Origin of the sequence: Alterotamlana spongicola, assembly GCF_035818475.1 — a bacterium.
GTDB lineage: Bacteria > Bacteroidota > Bacteroidia > Flavobacteriales > Flavobacteriaceae > Cognatitamlana.
The window spans coordinates 590,545-606,326 of the sequence record NZ_JAYMGV010000001.1; the positions used below are offsets into that span (position 1 = coordinate 590,545).

Genomic DNA, 15,782 nt, shown 5'->3' on the forward strand with positions numbered 1-15,782 from the left:
ATGAAAATCATTAAACAATTAATTTTTGTTTTTGCATTAGTAGCTTTTGTTTGCTCTTGTAAAAACGAAAACAAGGAAGCCTCAACGACCTCTACAGTTACAAAAACTGAAGCCTCTAACGAAAAAACAGGACAAGCTTTCATTAAAGATGATGAAAGTAAACCAACGGTTTTAAGTATAGCTATTGGATCTAAAGACCACACAACTTTAGTCGCAGCTGTTCAGGCTGCTCAATTAGAAAATGCGTTGGTCAATGCAGGACCTCTTATGGTTTTTGCTCCTACCAATGATGCTTTTGCTGCTTTACCTGAAGGCACGGTAGAGGATCTATTAAAACCTGAAAACAAAAATGCCTTAGCTAATATTTTAAAATATCATGTCACTCCCGGAAACTATTCAAAAGACTTTTTAAAAAAATTCAAAAAACTGGGACAAGCTAATAATGGCTATGTAAAAGTTGAAGTAGTAGATGGAGAGCCCCTAATTGGTGGTGCCAAAATTATAGCCAGCGTACCGGCCGGAAATGGTATTGTACATGTTATTGACAAGGTCCTGTTACCACCATCAGAATAAAATAACTCTAACTAAATATAAAAACATGAAGACTATATTAAAATCTGTTGTAGCAATGCTTAGTATACTGATAGCATTTACAAGCTGCAACAATTCGGGCAAATCAGACAGCAAATCTGGTGCACTTGCCGGCAATGTGGCTGAAAAAGTATACGTTGCTCCAGGAGAACACGACGAATTTTACGCCTTTATCTCAGGTGGTTTTAGCGGACAGTTATCGGTTTATGGTTTACCTTCCGGACGCTTGTTTAAGGTTATTCCGGTGTTTTCTCAGGATGCAGAGAAAGCTTATGGATACAACGAAGAAACCAAGCCTATGTTAAACACTTCACATGGCTTTATTCCATGGGATGATGCGCATCACCCGGATATTTCACAAACTAATGGTGTTATTGACGGTAGGTGGGTATTTATTAATGGTAACAATACGCCTCGTATTGCAAAAGTAGATTTATCCGTTTTTGAAACCACAGAAATTATAGAGATTCCTAATAGCGCTGGTAACCATAGTTCATCTTTTGTAACCGAAAACTCAGAATATGTAGTAGCCGGAACACGTTTTTCTGTTCCAATACCACAAAAAGATATGCCTATTAAAGACTACAAGGGTAACTTTAAAGGCTCTCTATCTTTTATCTCTGTAGACCCTGAACATGGACATATGGATATAAAGTTCCAATTAATAATGCCCGGTTTTGATTATGACCTGGCACACCCTGGACGAGGTGCATCTCATGGCTGGTTCTTCTTCTCAACTTATAACTCAGAAGAAGCCAGTACACTTATGGAAGTTAACGCTTCGCAAAATGACAAAGATTTTATTGCTGCTGTAAACTGGAAGAAAATAGAAGCCTATGTGAATAATGGCGGTGGCACTATGATGCCTGCAAATTATGCTCATAATGTATATGATGAGAGCACACATATGGCCACTTCAACCATGAAAAAAGAAGTTCGTGTTGTCAATCCATTAGATGTTCCCGGTGCCGTATACTTTTTACCAACACCAAAATCACCGCACGGATGCGATGTTGACCCTTCAGGGGAGTATATTGTTGGTAATGGTAAATTATCCGCTAACCTTACAGTTCACTCATTTACTAAAATGTTAAAAGCTATTGAGGAAAATAAAGTGGCTGGTGAAGCTTACGGCATTCCAATCTTAAATTTTGAAGATGTATTGGCTGGTGTAGTTGAACAACCTGGCTTGGGGCCTTTACACACAGAATTTGATGGTAAAGGTAATGCTTATACTACTTTCTTTATTTCTTCGGAAGTTGTGAAATGGAAATTAGGAACCTGGGAAGTGGTAGACAGACAACCTTGTTATTATTCTGTTGGTCACTTGATGATTCCTGGTGGAAACTCACAAAAACCGTGGGGTAAATATGTGGTTGCCATGAATAAAATCACAAAAGACCGTTATTTACCAACCGGCCCTGAAGTCACCCAATCTGCCCAATTATATGATATCTCTGGTGAAAAAATGGAATTATTACTTGATTTTCCAACTATTGGAGAACCTCATTATGCCGCTGGATGTCCGGCAGATTTAATCAAACCGCGTTCTAAAAAATTATTTAAACTGGAAGACAATAAGCACCCTCATGCCGCTAAAAGTGAAGCAGAAACTAAAGTTGTAAGAGATGGTAAAATCGTTCACGTTTACATGACTACAATTAGAAGCCACTTCTCACCGGATAATATTGAAGGCATAAAAGTAGGCGATAAAGTATATTTCCACGTTACAAATTTAGAGCAAGATTATGATGTCCCTCATGGGGTTAGTATGATTGGTGCTAACACATCAGAATTACTTATTATGCCCGGGCAAACAGAAACCTTCTTATGGGAGCCAAAACAAATTGGTGTTTGGCCTTTCTATTGTACGGATTTCTGTTCTGCACTGCATCAGGAAATGCAAGGGTATGTTCGTGTATCTCCGGCAAATTCAAATACGCCATTAAAATGGTCATTAGGAGAAGATATTGAATAATTAAAAACATAAGAGAATTTTGTTTTAGTGTTTATTCTCTTATCAAAGGCGAGAGCAAATTTTTCGCTCTCGCCTTTCCTTTAAATCACTAAAATTAACAACTTTAGATTTCCGGAAATTATGAAAAGGTCAAACATAATCATGCTTATTGCATCCATACTGCCTTTAGGATTATTTCTTTTTCCACTTTGGAAAATAACCCTTGAAGCTCCTCAGTATCCTACTCCATTAGGTATGTATATTCATATTAATGATTTTTCAGATGTTCATCCGCATGATATAAAAAACATTAACTTAATGAATCATTATGTTGGGATGAAATATATTCCGGAAGCTATTCCTGAATTTAAAATATTTCCAATTGCCATAATAATAGCTTCTGTTCTGGGGCTTTTAATAGCATTTAAAGGCAACTTTAAATGGTTTCTGGCCTGGTTTATTTTTATGCTCATAATGAGTATTGCCGGTTTATACGACTTTTATTTATGGGAACATAATTATGGTCATGATTTAGACCCCAAAGCCATTATGAAATTTACTAATCCGGATGGTTCAGTAATGGGATTTCAACCCCCGCTTTTTGGAAGTAAGGACATATTGAATTTTAGAGCACATTCCTATCCACAATTAGGAGCACTCTTTTTAGGCTTAGGTATTACCGCATCGTTTATAGCCTATTTAATTGGAAAGAAAAACATAAAAACGGTTTGATTATGTAAGATTGAAACACTAAAAACACTAAAACATGCAAACACTAAAACACTATACAATTCTTCCATTACTGCTCATTCTAATGGGTTGTAATGTATCCCCAAAACCAATAGACTATGGGAATGATGGTTGTCATTTTTGCAAAATGACCATTGTAGACAAAACACATGCTGCTGAAATTGTTACAAAAAAAGGTAAGGTCTATAAATTTGATGCTACGGAGTGCATGATAAATTTTATGGATGGATTTGACACCTCTCAAATTCAGCTCTATCTGGCAAACAATTATCTGGAGCCCGAAGCTCTTATTGACGCTACAAAAGCCACATTCTTAATTAGCAAAAACATCCCAAGCCCTATGGGTGCATTTTTATCGGCTTTTAAAACAAAACCAGAGGCTGAAGAAATACATGCTAAAAAAGGAGGCGAATTATATTCATGGGAATCACTCTTAGCTCATTTTAGAGACTAGTTTATGAAAAAAATAACAGCTCTTTTATTTGCCTTTGTCTTGGCCTTTACCAACTATGCTCAAAACATTGAGGTATGTTCAACATGCCCTGTCCCTTCAATTAAAAAAGCCATATCTCTTGCTAAAGACTTTGACACTATAATCATTAAAAAAGGGACTTATAAAGAGTACAATATTGTAATAAACAAACCGCTTACAATAGTTGGTGAAGACTATCCGGTTATTGACGGGGAATTAAAAGGAGAAATAATTACCATAATTTCAGACCATGTCACTGTAGATGGCTTATTCATTATTAATGTTGGAACAAGCTATACCGAAGATTATGCTGCTATAAGAGTGAAAAGAAGTAAACATTTTGAGATTAAGAATCTGGTTCTTGAAAAACTATTTTTTGGTATTTATCTGGAAAAATCAAACTACGGCAGGGTGTATCATAATAAAATAATAGGCGAGGCTGTTGAAGAGTATAACTCCGGAAATGGGATTCAGCTTTGGTACAGTAATCATATTGAGATAGAGCATAATTATGTAGAACATGTACGTGACGGTATTTATTTAGAGTTTTCGGATAACTGCTTGATAAAAAATAACGTTAGTGCCGAAAACCTGCGATATGGCCTACACTTCATGTTTTCTAATGATGATATTTATCAGGACAACACTTTTGAAAATAATGGTGCGGGAGTAGCAGTTATGTTTTCCAAAAAAATCAAAATGCTTAACAATACCTTTAAAGAAAACTGGGGTACAGCTTCTTACGGTATGCTTTTAAAAGAGATCAATGACGCCGAAATCAGAGGCAATACCTTTAAAGAAAACACTATTGGTATTAATATAGAAGGATCAAACAGAATCAACTATGTTAATAACAATTTCATCAATAATGGTTGGGCCGTTAAGGTTAGAGGTGCATGCTATACTAATAAGTTCTTAGAGAATAACTTCCTGTATAACTCTTTTGATATTTCTTATAACAGTAAAATAAATGATAATATATTCGACAAAAACTATTGGAGTAATTATACAGGTTATGACTTGGACAAAAATGGTATTGGGGATGTTCCTTACAGGCCGGTAAAATTGTTTTCATATATAGTAAACAGAACACCGGAGACCATTATTTTATTACGCAGCCTTTTTATTGATATTATTGATTTTTCAGAAAAAGTATCTCCGGTTTTTACCCCTGATAATTTATTAGACAATCACCCCCTAACAAAGCAAATAACATGGTAAGCATTCAGGATTTACATAAAAGTTTTGGCAAAAACACAGTGCTAAGTGGTGTTAATCTCAACATCAACAAAGGTGGTATTTTTACGGTGTTAGGACCTAATGGTTCTGGTAAAACCACACTGATCAAAGTGATTCTGGGTATGGTAATACCCAATAAAGGAACCATTTCTGTACTTCAGGAAAACATCAGTTACAATTCAAATTACCGTCATAAAATTGATTATTTACCACAAATAGCAAATTTTCCGAACAATTTAAAAGTAAGAGAACTTATTAAAATGATTAAAGATTTGCGAGGTCAAACGGAACAGGACAAAGCACTCATTGAACGTTTTAAGCTTGAGCCGTTTTTAGATAAAAAACTAGGTAATCTCTCGGGAGGTACAAAGCAAAAAGTTAATCTTGTATTGACTTTTATGTTTGATAGTCCGCTAATTATTTTAGACGAACCTACTACAGGATTGGATCCTATTTCATTAATTAGGTTGAAAACGTTAATTCAATCTGAAAAAGCTAAAGGAAAGACCATAATCATAACCTCCCACATTATGAGTTTTGTTGAGGAAGTCTCAGACGAAATTGTATTTCTATTAGAAGGACAGATTTATTTCAAAGGAAGCATTAATGAGTTAAAATCAAAAACAGACCAACCTGATTTTGAACACGCTATTGCTTCAATTTTATCCGATAATTATGCTTAAAATTTTAAAATATAGTTTTTTTGATTTAATGCGCAGCCGTTGGAGTTATGTGTACTTTGCATTCTATTTATTGTTGGGTGTGGTATTACTGTTTTTAAACAACGACCTGTCAAAAGCAGTGATCACATTAATGAATGTCATTATAGTTTTAGTTCCTTTAATAGGAACCATTTTTGGCGTGATGTACTACTACAATTCTAAAGAATTTACTGAACTATTATTAGCTCAACCTTTAAAACGATCCTCTATTTTCTTGGGTCAGTATTTAGGTGTTGCCATTTCATTATCTATGAGTTTAATTTTAGGGCTGGGAATACCGTTTATTTTTTACGGATTGTTTAGATCCTCAGCCATATGGGATTTTTCATTATTATTAATTACCGGCTCCTTCTTAACCTTCATATTCACAGCTTTAGCCTTCAACATTGCTTTATCCAACGAAAACAAAATCAAAGGTTTTGGTTATGCCATACTATTATGGCTGTTTTTAGCTATCATATATGATGGCCTATTTTTAATGTCTCTAATCCTGTTTGAAGACTACCCCCTGGACAAGCTGTCATTGATTGGCACTATGTTAAATCCCATAGATTTATCCAGAACTTTAATTCTTCTAAAACTCGATATTTCAGCTTTGCTGGGCTATACAGGAGCTATTTTTAAAAAGTTTTTTGGTACCAATTTTGGGCTGGTCATATCATTTGCTATGCTATTTATTTGGGTTATTTTACCGGTAATCAAAATTGTATTTAAAGCAAAAAAGAAAGATTTTTAACGCTAAAGATAATGACTATACAATTTTTAAATTCCATGACCAACATCATGTTTTACGAGACCTAATTACTTTATTTTTACAGCATGATTAAGGTTTTATTTCATAAAATCACAGCATCAATTTTAGTGTTAATATTGTTAGCCAATAATATTAATACCCTGGCTATTATTGGTGATTTTGTAGTTAACCAGAATTTAATCACCAAAACCTTATGCATTCAAAAAGACAACCAACAAGGATGTAACGGAAAATGCCAATTAACTAAGCAATTAGCTGAAAATAATTCAGACTCCACAAATAAATTCCCCTTTCAGGAAAACAAAAGAACAGTCATAGATGTTTTTTGCCTCTTTTCCAAAAACGATTTTAATATCGGTTTAAAAGAACCTATGCTACCCCAAAGATTCCTTATATATAATTCACCCGGAGTTATTAAAACAACATTAAAAGTAGAAACACCTCCTCCAATTTTTAGTTAATTTTTTATCCTTAAAAAACCAATATAACGGTTTTGAATATTCTGTTAACTCATTTTAATGAGCTTAATTAGGATACCTTATACTTATAATTCAAAAAAAATAAAAATGAAACTAAAATATATTCTGCCTGTTTTATTCATGGCACTTTTGACTATAGCCTGTTCCACAGATAATGATGATACGCCTCCAATAAACGACATTGAAGGGCTTGTAAAAATTCAAGATATTACAAACAACAACCATTCTATTGAGCTATATAATGAGACCGGTGTATTTACAACCGGTTACAATAAAGTAACCCTAAGAATTAAAAACAATAGTGACAATACATACATTGAAAATGCTGATATATCCTGGGTTCCAATGATGCAAATGCCATCTATGCAACATTCCTGTCCTTCTTCTGTTATTGAAAAAGTTACTGATAAAACCACTCTTTATTCAGGCTCTGTAATATTTCAAATGACCAATGCAGACAACTCCGGGTGGTCTATAACGTTTAATTATTCAATCAACAGTATTGAGTATACTGCTGCAAGTACCATTTCTGTATCACAAGCTGAAAAACAAAACGTTTCTAGTTTTATGGCTTCAGATGGCAAACGCTATGTTGCTGCTCTAATCGAGCCCAAAGCACCCACAATAGGTATAAATGACCTTATGGTTGGTTTATACCAAATGGAAAACATGATGTCATTCCCTATTGTTGAAAATTATAAAATACTACTTGACCCAAGGATGCCGGGTATGGAAAATCACACCTCTCCTAACAATACCAATTTAAGTTTTGATGCTTCAGATAATATGTATCATGCTGATCTATCATTGACAATGACAGGATATTGGGTACTTAATTTAAAGCTTTTAAATAGTTCAGATGAGCTTTTAAAAGGCGAAGATGTTACAGAACAAAACCAAAAGAGTTCGCTTTATCTGGAATTGGAGTTTTAATACTTGCTGTTTGATTTAATGAAGTTGCTTAACAAGGCATTTAAGCAACTTCATTAATCACTGGTTCCACAAACAACATAATTATGAAATATCTTGTTTTTATTAGTCTTTGCTTTTTTTGTAGCCTCTCGTTCTTTGCACAGGAAAACACACCTGTGTTTAAAAAGGACACCACCAAATTAGACAAGGTAATTATTGTAGCTCAACGTAAATTAAGTAATTACAGGCAGGAAAAAACACTGTCAAGTATTGATGCGTATTTAGAAAAAGCCAATCAGGTAACCATGATAAAGCGCGGAAACTATGCCTGGGAACCGGCATTAAATAATATGACCAGTGACCGGTTAAACGTTACCATAGATGGCATGCAAATTTTTGGAGCCTGTACTGATAAAATGGACCCTATAACATCATATGTTGACGTTTCTAATTTAGAGCAGGTCACTATCAATTCCGGTCAGGAAGGCACAGAAAACGGACATTGTATTGGAGGTGGTATGGATTTGCAAATAGCATCATCAAAATTCAATGGTTCCGGATTAAAAACCAGTGCAGATTTAGGCTATGAATCAAATGGAAATTATAGCATTGCAGGCTTAGATCTGGAATATTCAGGTGACACATTTTACCTAACTACTGATGGTATCTTCAGGACATCTGATAATTATATTGCCGGGGGTAATCAAGAAGTCCCATATTCTCAGTTTCAAAAATATAACATACCACTACAAAGTGGTTATAAGCTTTCCAATAATCAAAAGCTTGAAGCGCACATCATTTATGATAAAGCTACTGATGTTGGATATCCGGCATTACCAATGGACGTATCCTTAGCCGAGGCGCTTATCACATCCGTAACCCATCATTATGAAAGTGAATCTGCGCTAATTACAGCTTTAGAAACCAAGCTCTATTTTAACACCATCACTCATATTATGGATGATAGCAATCGTCCTGATGTTCCCATTCGTATGGATATGCCGGGGTGGAGTGATACTTACGGATTTTACAGCAAAGCCACACTTAAAAAGAATAAGCATGATTTTTTAGTGAATTTAAACGGATTTTATAACCGGTCATTAGCAGAAATGACCATGTTTTCAAATGATCCTGATCAACCCGATATGTTCATGTATACCTGGCCCGATGTTAGAACATTATATTCAGGACTGTTTGTTAAAGATCATATAAGCTTAAATGAAAACGAAAACATTTCAGGAGGCATACGTTTAGGATATCATAAGAATAAAATTGCCAATGAGATTGGTTTAAATAGTTTAAAAATCTTTTATCCTGATATTAGTGATACCCAGAATAGATTTTTATTAAGCCTGTCAGGAGATTACACCTATAAAAGAGACTATTTTAAAGCCACATTTGGCCTTGGCTATGGAGAAAGAGCGCCAACAGTAAGTGAAGGTTACGGCTTCTTTCTGTTTAATAGTTTTGACCGATATGATTATATAGGAAACCCAACCTTAAAGAACGAAAAAGCTATTGAAATTAATACTAAAACAAGTTACACCTTTAAATCAGTTAAACTAGGGCTTGAATCCGCTTTCTTTTACATTTCAGATTACATTATTGGCGAAATTGATGATTCCATAAACCCTATGACCATTGGCGCCAATGGTGTACGTGTATACAATGCCTTAAGTCATGCATCAATTTTTAATATCTATCTAAACTCAAGTTTTGAATTTTCTGAAAAGTTCTCCTTTAACAGCTCTGTGGGTTACAATTATGGTAAAGGCAGTAATAATGAAAACTTACCACTAATAAAACCATTTTCTTATTTAGCTGAAGTAAACTACAATACTTTAAAGTTTAATGCAGCTTTACAGTTAGAAGGCAACGGAAATCAAAGTAAGTACAGTCTGTTTTATGGCGAAAATAAAACACCCGCCTATGCCATTTTAAATTTAAATTTAGGAAATCTAGTGTACTTGAATAGTAATAAATTGGTTTTTAAATACGGGGTTGAAAACATTTTAGATACAAACTACTCTACATTTTCAGATTGGAATAACATTCCAAGACAAGGACGTAACTTTTATATCAATCTTTCCATTGTCATGCCCTAAGCCCTTGCCTAATTGTTATACAAAATACATGATGATTTTTAACTGATAAATATCATATTTTTTAAAGATCGTAAAAAGTATTTTTACCATTCAAAAAAGAGGACAAATTTATCCTCTTTAAAACATATAACCATAACTAAATTAAATTAATCAACCATGGTAAACTACTTGAAGTCATTATGTGCATTTATTATGTCTTTGCTTCTATTTGGGTGCATAGACAATGAAAAAAAAGAGTATGCTGATGCAGCAAATATTCCTGTAAGCAAGGAAATGATTGCAGAATTAACCGCTCCTCCAAACGTACCAACACCAGTTGGAAGGCGTAAAGCAAAAAAACTCATTGTAAACATGGAGATCTTAGAACAAGAAGGTACTATGACAGACGGAACTACCTATAATTATTGGACTTTTGGAGGTTCAGTTCCGGGAAGTTTCATTAGAACCCGAGTTGGTGACGAGGTAGAATTTACATTATCAAATCACCCGGACAACAAACTACCACATAATATTGACCTTCATGCAGTTACAGGCCCAGGAGGTGGTGCTACATCTTCCTTTGTAGCCCCGGGACACGAAAAGACATTCAACTTTAAAACTATAAATCCGGGTTTATATGTATATCACTGCGCTACAGCACCGGTAGGTATGCATATAGCAAACGGAATGTACGGATTAATATTGGTTGAGCCCGAAGGCGGATTACCTCCTGTTGATAAAGAATACTATATCATGCAAGGGGATTTCTACACTAAAGGCGAAAATGGAGAACCTGGTTTGCAAGCTTTTGATATGCAGAAAGCAGTAGATGAAGATGCTGATTATGTAGTTTTCAATGGAAAAGTAGGAGCGCTTACCGGTGATAATGCCATTACAGCAAATGTTGGAGAAACTGTTAGGCTTTATGTAGGTAACGGTGGGCCCAATCTGGTATCCTCTTTTCATGTTATAGGAGAAATCTTTGACAAAGTTATGGTAGAAGGTGGCTCTACAATAAACGAAAACGTACAAACTACTTTAGTTCCAGCTGGTGGAGCGGCCATAGTTGAATTTAGAATTGATGTGCCGGGAACATTCATTTTGGTTGACCACTCTATTTTTAGAGCCTTTAATAAAGGGGCTTTAGGTATGCTTAAAGTTGAAGGCGAAGAAAACAAAAAAATCTATTCAGGTGTTGTTCAAGAAGGTATTTACCATCCTGAAGGTGGAGGAATCCAGGATATGCCTGAAGATGACAATCAAAAAGCCAAAGTAGTAAGTTCAGATAAAAGTTTGGCCGAAAAAATGGAGGCAGGGAAAAAGGTTTATATGCAAACCTGTTTTGCATGTCACCAGGCAGAAGGACAAGGCATTCCCAATGCCTTCCCTCCATTGGCAAAATCAGATTACTTAAATGCAGATGTGAGACGCGCTATTGAAATTGTTCTTAAAGGAAAAGCAGGAGAAATAACGGTTAACGGTGAAAAATATAATAGTGTCATGACCCGACAGGCTATTAGCAACGAAGAAATTGCAGATGTACTAACCTATGTTTATAATTCCTGGGATAATAATAAAACCAACGTCACTAAAAGTCAAGTGGACGCTGTAAAAAACGGACACTAAATAATACTTACTAATTACTAGCTCAATGCAAACCATTCAAAGACTGACATTGTACACTTTTACGCTGTTATTTATGCTAACAGGGCATTGTCAGTCTAAAATGGTTGCTATCAAAGGGGGTACTTATATTCCGCTTTATGGTAGAGATTCCTTGAAAGTTACCATCTCAGATTTTGAAATGGATGTTTATCCGGTCACAAACAAAGCCTTTTTAGAATTTGTTTTAAAATACCCTAAATGGCAGCGTTCACAAGTAAAAAAACTATTTGCTGATGGCAACTATTTAATAGATTGGGACTCAGACACCAAACTAAACCAATCACAATCCTTAGATGCACCAGTTACAAATATTTCATGGTTTGCAGCCAAAGATTATTGTGAATGTCAGGGAAAAAGGCTGGCTACCATTGATGAATGGGAGTATGTAGCTATGGCAAACAAAACCATGCCGGATGCAAGACAATTAGAATCTTATAATAAATACATTTTGGGTTGGTATGAAAAACCAAAAACATTCAATAATGCTATTGGTTCAACCTTTAAGAACTATTGGAATGTTTATGATTTACATGGCTTAGTATGGGAATGGACCTTAGATTTTAATTCGGTTTTAGTTTCAGGTGAATCAAGAAAAGATGTAGATAAGGACAATAATTTATTTTGTGGAAGTGCAGCTGTGGGAGCTACAGATTTAATGAATTATGCCGCATTTATGCGCTATGCTATCCGTGGTAGCTTAAAAGCTAAGTATGCCATGAAAAACTTAGGGTTCAGATGTGTTAAAGATATAGTAGAATGAAAACATTAAAATCAATTTTGAGTCTTTTTATAGTGGCATTAAGTTTTACTTCGTGCCATTTTTCAGATTCCAAAAAATCCAATAATGACTTGGTCCTTTATCAATGTCCTATGAAATGTGAAGGAGACAAAACCTTTGATCATGCCGGAAACTGTTCGGTCTGTAAAATGGATTTAAAAGCATTGGCAGAAACTTCATTGACAGAACTCAACCATAATGGTATTTCAGATGAATCCATTTTTAACTTAACCAGTACATGGCATACTGAAGAAAATGAGATCATTCAGCTGGAGGATCTCAAAGGAAAAACTTTAGTTATGGTTATGATTTATACCACCTGTAAAGCAGCATGCCCCAGGTTAGTTGCAGATATGCGCAATATAGAAGCTAAAATCCCTAAAGAAAACATGAAAGATCTTCGCTTTATATTAGTAAGCATAGACCCCGAAACGGATACTCCGGACCGATTAAAAGCTTTTGCCAAAGAAAATTTTATGGACGGGAAACAATGGACCTTTTTACAAGGTACCCAAAGTAGTGTTAGAGAATTTGCCAATGTTTTAGCTGTAAAATATAAACAAATTTCACCTATGGATTTTTCACACTCAAACATTATAAGTGTGTTTAATTCAGGGGGTGAATTAATACACCAACAAGAAGGCCTTGGGGTTGATAATAAAGAAACCTTACAGGCCATCCATGATTTAATAAATAAAAATTAATACTAATCAAAACTGAATAAATATGTTATCAAAAAAACAAGCACGGGCTTTTTTTCTTGGAGGAACAGTAGTTACTTTTCTCATATTTATTGGTCTTACCATTTACTCTTTTAGTAAAGCGAATGACCAATCAAATGAAGAAGGTATTACCGAAGCTGTTGTAAGAGGGAAAACCCTTTGGGAAGAAAACAACTGTATGGGCTGTCATACTATTATGGGAGAAGGCGCTTATTATGCCCCAGAACTTACTAAAGTTATTGACCGAAGAGGTGAAGGCTACGTTAAAGCCGTTTTAATGACTCCTGTAGACTGGGCGCCTAACGGAAGAAAAATGGTAGCCTATGGCTTTTCACAAGAAGAAGCTGATGACCTGATTGCCTTTTTCAATTGGATAGGTGAAATTGATTTAAATGGATTTGATACTGTGGTATCTCCATTAGCAAAAGACGATAACTAAACTAACATAAAAAACATGAAATATAAATCACAAAAAGTAGCGTACTGGTTTTTTGCCCTTTCAATGTTATTGTTCGGCCTGCAACTGGTATACGGTTTTATAATGGGATTTGCACATGCCGGAATGGATGGCCTGCACAGTATTATCCCATTTAACACAGCAAGAGCAGTACATACTAATTTACTGGTAGTATGGCTATTATGTGGCTTTATGGGAGCCGCATACTATATTATTCCGGAAGAAGCTCAACGCGAATTGGTCAGTGTTAAACTGGCATATGTGCAATTGATAAGTTTAGCTGTAGTTGGGGTCATAGCCATAGTAGGCTATCACTTTAACTACTGGGAAGGCCGTAAATTCTTAGAAATTCCAAGGCCGTTAGATTATTTAGTAGTTGTAAATGTACTTCTGTTTTTAGGCCTTATTCTAGCTACGCTTTTTAAAGGAAAACGAAGAACAACAACAGCACTGGTACTTTCTATGGGCCTATTATTTGCTGCACTTTTATATTTACCCGGAATGCTGCCCTTTGACAGCCAGGTAAAAGATTCATTCTTTAGATGGTGGGTTGTACACTTATGGGTAGAAGGCGTTTGGGAACTAATCATGGGTGGTATTTTATCATTCCTATTAATAAAACTGACAGGGGTTGACAGAGAAGTCATTGAAAAATGGCTCTATGTTATTGTAGGTTTAACATTCTTATCAGGAGTACTGGGAACCGGGCATCATTACTACTATATTGGTGTGAATAAGATTTGGTTAATTGTTGGTGGTATTTTCTCTGCCTTAGAGCCTTTAGCATTCTTAGCCATGGCATTGTTTGCGGTTAACATGTATAGAAAAGGAGAAAAGAAGCACCCTAACAAACTAGCCCTGTACTGGACACTTGGTGCCGCCATAGTATCATTTATGGGGGCAGGACTATTAGGCTTTGCACACACTTTACCACAAACTAATTTATATACACACGGTACTTTGGTAACGGCAATGCACGGGCACCTGGCTTTTTGGGGCGCTTATGCCATGATAGTCTTAGCGATTATCAGTTACAGTTTACCAAATATGACCGGTAGAAAACTATATGAAAGTACCAGAGGCAGAATAGCTTTTTGGTTATCAAATATTGGTATGATTGGAATGACCGTAGCCTTTGGAGTGGCTGGTGTTGCCCAGGTATACCTAGAGCGCAAGTTTAAAATGGAATTCATGGCCGTTCAAAAAGAGATTGAAATTCACTTTATAGTACTTATTTTATGTGCTACATTATTTCTGATTGGTATAGTATCCTATATGGTGGACTTTTATAAGCATGGAAAACCAAATGATGAAGCTCTTGAAATAGCAGCTAACTAAATAATAATGACATACCAGAGTAAAAATTTGAAAGAAGGCTTACTCTGGTTTTTTGTTCCTCAAGTTCAAATTAAAACAAAATGAATACGCCATATTATCAACCTGTTAATAAAGAAATAGAAGTTTTTGAGCACGCCTACAAATGTAAAATCCCATTTTTATTAAAGGGACCAACCGGAACCGGAAAATCCAGGTTCATTGAATTTATGGCACACAAACTTGAGACAAAATTAATTACCATTTCATGTCATGAAGAAACCTCTTCAACAGATTTAATAGGCCGATTTATTATTAAAGGCGCTGAAACTGTTTGGTTAGACGGCCCCCTTACAACAGCAGTTAAAGAAGGACATATTATCTATTTGGATGAAATAGCAGAAGCAAGGCCAGATGTTATTGTTGCCATTCATTCATTAACAGACCATAGAAGAGAGTTGTTTATAGATAAGTTGGGGAAAACTATAAAAGCACATAAAGATTTTATGTTAGTGGCTTCATTTAACCCAGGCTATCAACGTGGTTTCAAAGAGTTAAAACCCTCTACAAGGCAGCGTTTTGTTGCAGTTTCTTTTGACTATCCGGAACCTAAACTTGAAGCTAAAATTTTAGTTTCAGAAACAGGTATACCTTTAAACATAGCCCAAAAACTGGTTAATATTGCCACAAAAATCAGAAACCTGACAGAATTAGGGCTTACAGAAACAGTCTCAACAAGATTATTGGTTGATGCCGCAAAATTAATTCATGTTGGCCTACCAAAACGCCTTTCGGTTCATGTTGCAGTTATTGAACCTTTAACAGATGATCTAGAAGTGATTCAGGCCCTAAAGGACTTAAGCGATTTAATGATATAAATTAGATT

Annotated in this window: 16 protein-coding genes; all 16 read left to right on the forward strand. The window is 35.3% G+C overall.

Translation table 11 applies throughout. The annotated features are described in order from the left end of the window. Positions 1 to 573: a fasciclin domain-containing protein gene (locus VOI54_RS02485; protein WP_326281149.1), complete on the forward strand. Its 573-nt coding sequence runs from the start codon at positions 1 to 3 to the stop codon at positions 571 to 573. Positions 574 to 598: 25 nt separating this feature from the next. After that, positions 599 to 2,569, forward strand: a complete 1,971-nt coding sequence (gene nosZ / locus VOI54_RS02490; RefSeq protein WP_326281150.1) for a Sec-dependent nitrous-oxide reductase — start codon at positions 599 to 601, stop codon at positions 2,567 to 2,569. Between the two features lie 120 nt (positions 2,570 to 2,689). Further along, on the forward strand, positions 2,690 to 3,280 hold the full coding sequence (locus VOI54_RS02495; protein ID WP_326281151.1) for a hypothetical protein: 591 nt from the start codon (positions 2,690 to 2,692) through the stop codon (positions 3,278 to 3,280). Positions 3,281 to 3,314: 34 nt separating this feature from the next. Beyond that, positions 3,315 to 3,752: a nitrous oxide reductase accessory protein NosL gene (locus VOI54_RS02500; protein WP_326281152.1), complete on the forward strand. Its 438-nt coding sequence runs from the start codon at positions 3,315 to 3,317 to the stop codon at positions 3,750 to 3,752. 3 nt (positions 3,753 to 3,755) lie between these two features. Next, on the forward strand, positions 3,756 to 4,991 hold the full coding sequence (locus VOI54_RS02505) for a nitrous oxide reductase family maturation protein NosD (protein WP_326281153.1): 1,236 nt from the start codon (positions 3,756 to 3,758) through the stop codon (positions 4,989 to 4,991). Continuing rightward, positions 4,985 to 5,692, forward strand: a complete 708-nt coding sequence (locus VOI54_RS02510; protein ID WP_326281154.1) for an ABC transporter ATP-binding protein — start codon at positions 4,985 to 4,987, stop codon at positions 5,690 to 5,692. The genes VOI54_RS02505 and VOI54_RS02510 overlap by 7 nt, the downstream gene beginning before the upstream one ends. Next, positions 5,685 to 6,467 (forward strand): ABC transporter permease, encoded by a 783-nt coding sequence (locus VOI54_RS02515; protein WP_326281155.1) that lies wholly within the window; start codon positions 5,685 to 5,687, stop codon positions 6,465 to 6,467. Before VOI54_RS02510 ends, VOI54_RS02515 begins: the two co-directional genes overlap by 8 nt. 83 nt (positions 6,468 to 6,550) lie before the next feature. Further along, positions 6,551 to 6,946, forward strand: coding sequence for a hypothetical protein (locus tag VOI54_RS02520; protein ID WP_326281156.1), 396 nt, complete (start codon positions 6,551 to 6,553; stop codon positions 6,944 to 6,946). A 105-nt stretch (positions 6,947 to 7,051) separates the two neighbouring features. Then, complete coding sequence (locus VOI54_RS02525) at positions 7,052 to 7,897, forward strand: hypothetical protein (RefSeq protein ID WP_326281157.1); 846 nt, start codon at positions 7,052 to 7,054, stop codon at positions 7,895 to 7,897. Between the two features lie 83 nt (positions 7,898 to 7,980). After that, the gene (locus VOI54_RS02530) at positions 7,981 to 9,981 is read left to right on the forward strand and encodes a TonB-copper family protein (protein ID WP_326281158.1); all 2,001 of its coding nucleotides are present in this window, start codon (positions 7,981 to 7,983) and stop codon (positions 9,979 to 9,981) included. A gap of 156 nt (positions 9,982 to 10,137) precedes the next feature. Beyond that, complete coding sequence (gene nirK / locus VOI54_RS02535; RefSeq protein ID WP_326281159.1) at positions 10,138 to 11,586, forward strand: copper-containing nitrite reductase; 1,449 nt, start codon at positions 10,138 to 10,140, stop codon at positions 11,584 to 11,586. A gap of 25 nt (positions 11,587 to 11,611) precedes the next feature. Then, positions 11,612 to 12,385, forward strand: coding sequence for a formylglycine-generating enzyme family protein (locus VOI54_RS02540; RefSeq protein WP_326281160.1), 774 nt, complete (start codon positions 11,612 to 11,614; stop codon positions 12,383 to 12,385). Beyond that, entirely contained in the window at positions 12,382 to 13,107 is a 726-nt protein-coding gene (locus VOI54_RS02545) for an SCO family protein (protein WP_326281161.1), read from the forward strand. The genes VOI54_RS02540 and VOI54_RS02545 overlap by 4 nt, the downstream gene beginning before the upstream one ends. A 22-nt stretch (positions 13,108 to 13,129) precedes the next feature. Beyond that, positions 13,130 to 13,564, forward strand: coding sequence for a c-type cytochrome (locus tag VOI54_RS02550; protein ID WP_326281162.1), 435 nt, complete (start codon positions 13,130 to 13,132; stop codon positions 13,562 to 13,564). Between the two features lie 15 nt (positions 13,565 to 13,579). Continuing rightward, a complete protein-coding gene (locus VOI54_RS02555) occupies positions 13,580 to 14,920 on the forward strand; it encodes a cbb3-type cytochrome c oxidase subunit I (RefSeq protein WP_326281163.1) in 1,341 nt (446 codons plus the stop codon). Positions 14,921 to 15,000: 80 nt separating this feature from the next. Next, the gene (locus VOI54_RS02560; protein ID WP_326281164.1) at positions 15,001 to 15,774 is read left to right on the forward strand and encodes a CbbQ/NirQ/NorQ/GpvN family protein; all 774 of its coding nucleotides are present in this window, start codon (positions 15,001 to 15,003) and stop codon (positions 15,772 to 15,774) included. Positions 15,775 to 15,782 lie beyond the last annotated feature (8 nt).

Bases quoted from the DNA above. Each gene is read 5' to 3' on its own strand.
- VOI54_RS02520 (WP_326281156.1), top strand. From the start codon at position 6,551: ATGATTAAGGTTTTATTTCATAAAATCACAGCATCAATTTTAGTGTTA.
- VOI54_RS02495 (WP_326281151.1), top strand. From the start codon at position 2,690: ATGAAAAGGTCAAACATAATCATGCTTATTGCATCCATACTGCCTTTA.
- VOI54_RS02530 (WP_326281158.1), top strand. From the start codon at position 7,981: ATGAAATATCTTGTTTTTATTAGTCTTTGCTTTTTTTGTAGCCTCTCG.
- VOI54_RS02550 (WP_326281162.1), top strand. From the start codon at position 13,130: ATGTTATCAAAAAAACAAGCACGGGCTTTTTTTCTTGGAGGAACAGTA.
- VOI54_RS02525 (WP_326281157.1), top strand. From the start codon at position 7,052: ATGAAACTAAAATATATTCTGCCTGTTTTATTCATGGCACTTTTGACT.
- VOI54_RS02515 (WP_326281155.1), top strand. From the start codon at position 5,685: ATGCTTAAAATTTTAAAATATAGTTTTTTTGATTTAATGCGCAGCCGT.
- VOI54_RS02560 (WP_326281164.1), top strand. From the start codon at position 15,001: ATGAATACGCCATATTATCAACCTGTTAATAAAGAAATAGAAGTTTTT.
- nosZ (WP_326281150.1), top strand. From the start codon at position 599: ATGAAGACTATATTAAAATCTGTTGTAGCAATGCTTAGTATACTGATA.
- VOI54_RS02555 (WP_326281163.1), top strand. From the start codon at position 13,580: ATGAAATATAAATCACAAAAAGTAGCGTACTGGTTTTTTGCCCTTTCA.
- VOI54_RS02485 (WP_326281149.1), top strand. From the start codon at position 1: ATGAAAATCATTAAACAATTAATTTTTGTTTTTGCATTAGTAGCTTTT.
- nirK (WP_326281159.1), top strand. From the start codon at position 10,138: ATGGTAAACTACTTGAAGTCATTATGTGCATTTATTATGTCTTTGCTT.
- VOI54_RS02540 (WP_326281160.1), top strand. From the start codon at position 11,612: ATGCAAACCATTCAAAGACTGACATTGTACACTTTTACGCTGTTATTT.
- VOI54_RS02545 (WP_326281161.1), top strand. From the start codon at position 12,382: ATGAAAACATTAAAATCAATTTTGAGTCTTTTTATAGTGGCATTAAGT.
- VOI54_RS02505 (WP_326281153.1), top strand. From the start codon at position 3,756: ATGAAAAAAATAACAGCTCTTTTATTTGCCTTTGTCTTGGCCTTTACC.
- VOI54_RS02510 (WP_326281154.1), top strand. From the start codon at position 4,985: ATGGTAAGCATTCAGGATTTACATAAAAGTTTTGGCAAAAACACAGTG.
- VOI54_RS02500 (WP_326281152.1), top strand. From the start codon at position 3,315: ATGCAAACACTAAAACACTATACAATTCTTCCATTACTGCTCATTCTA.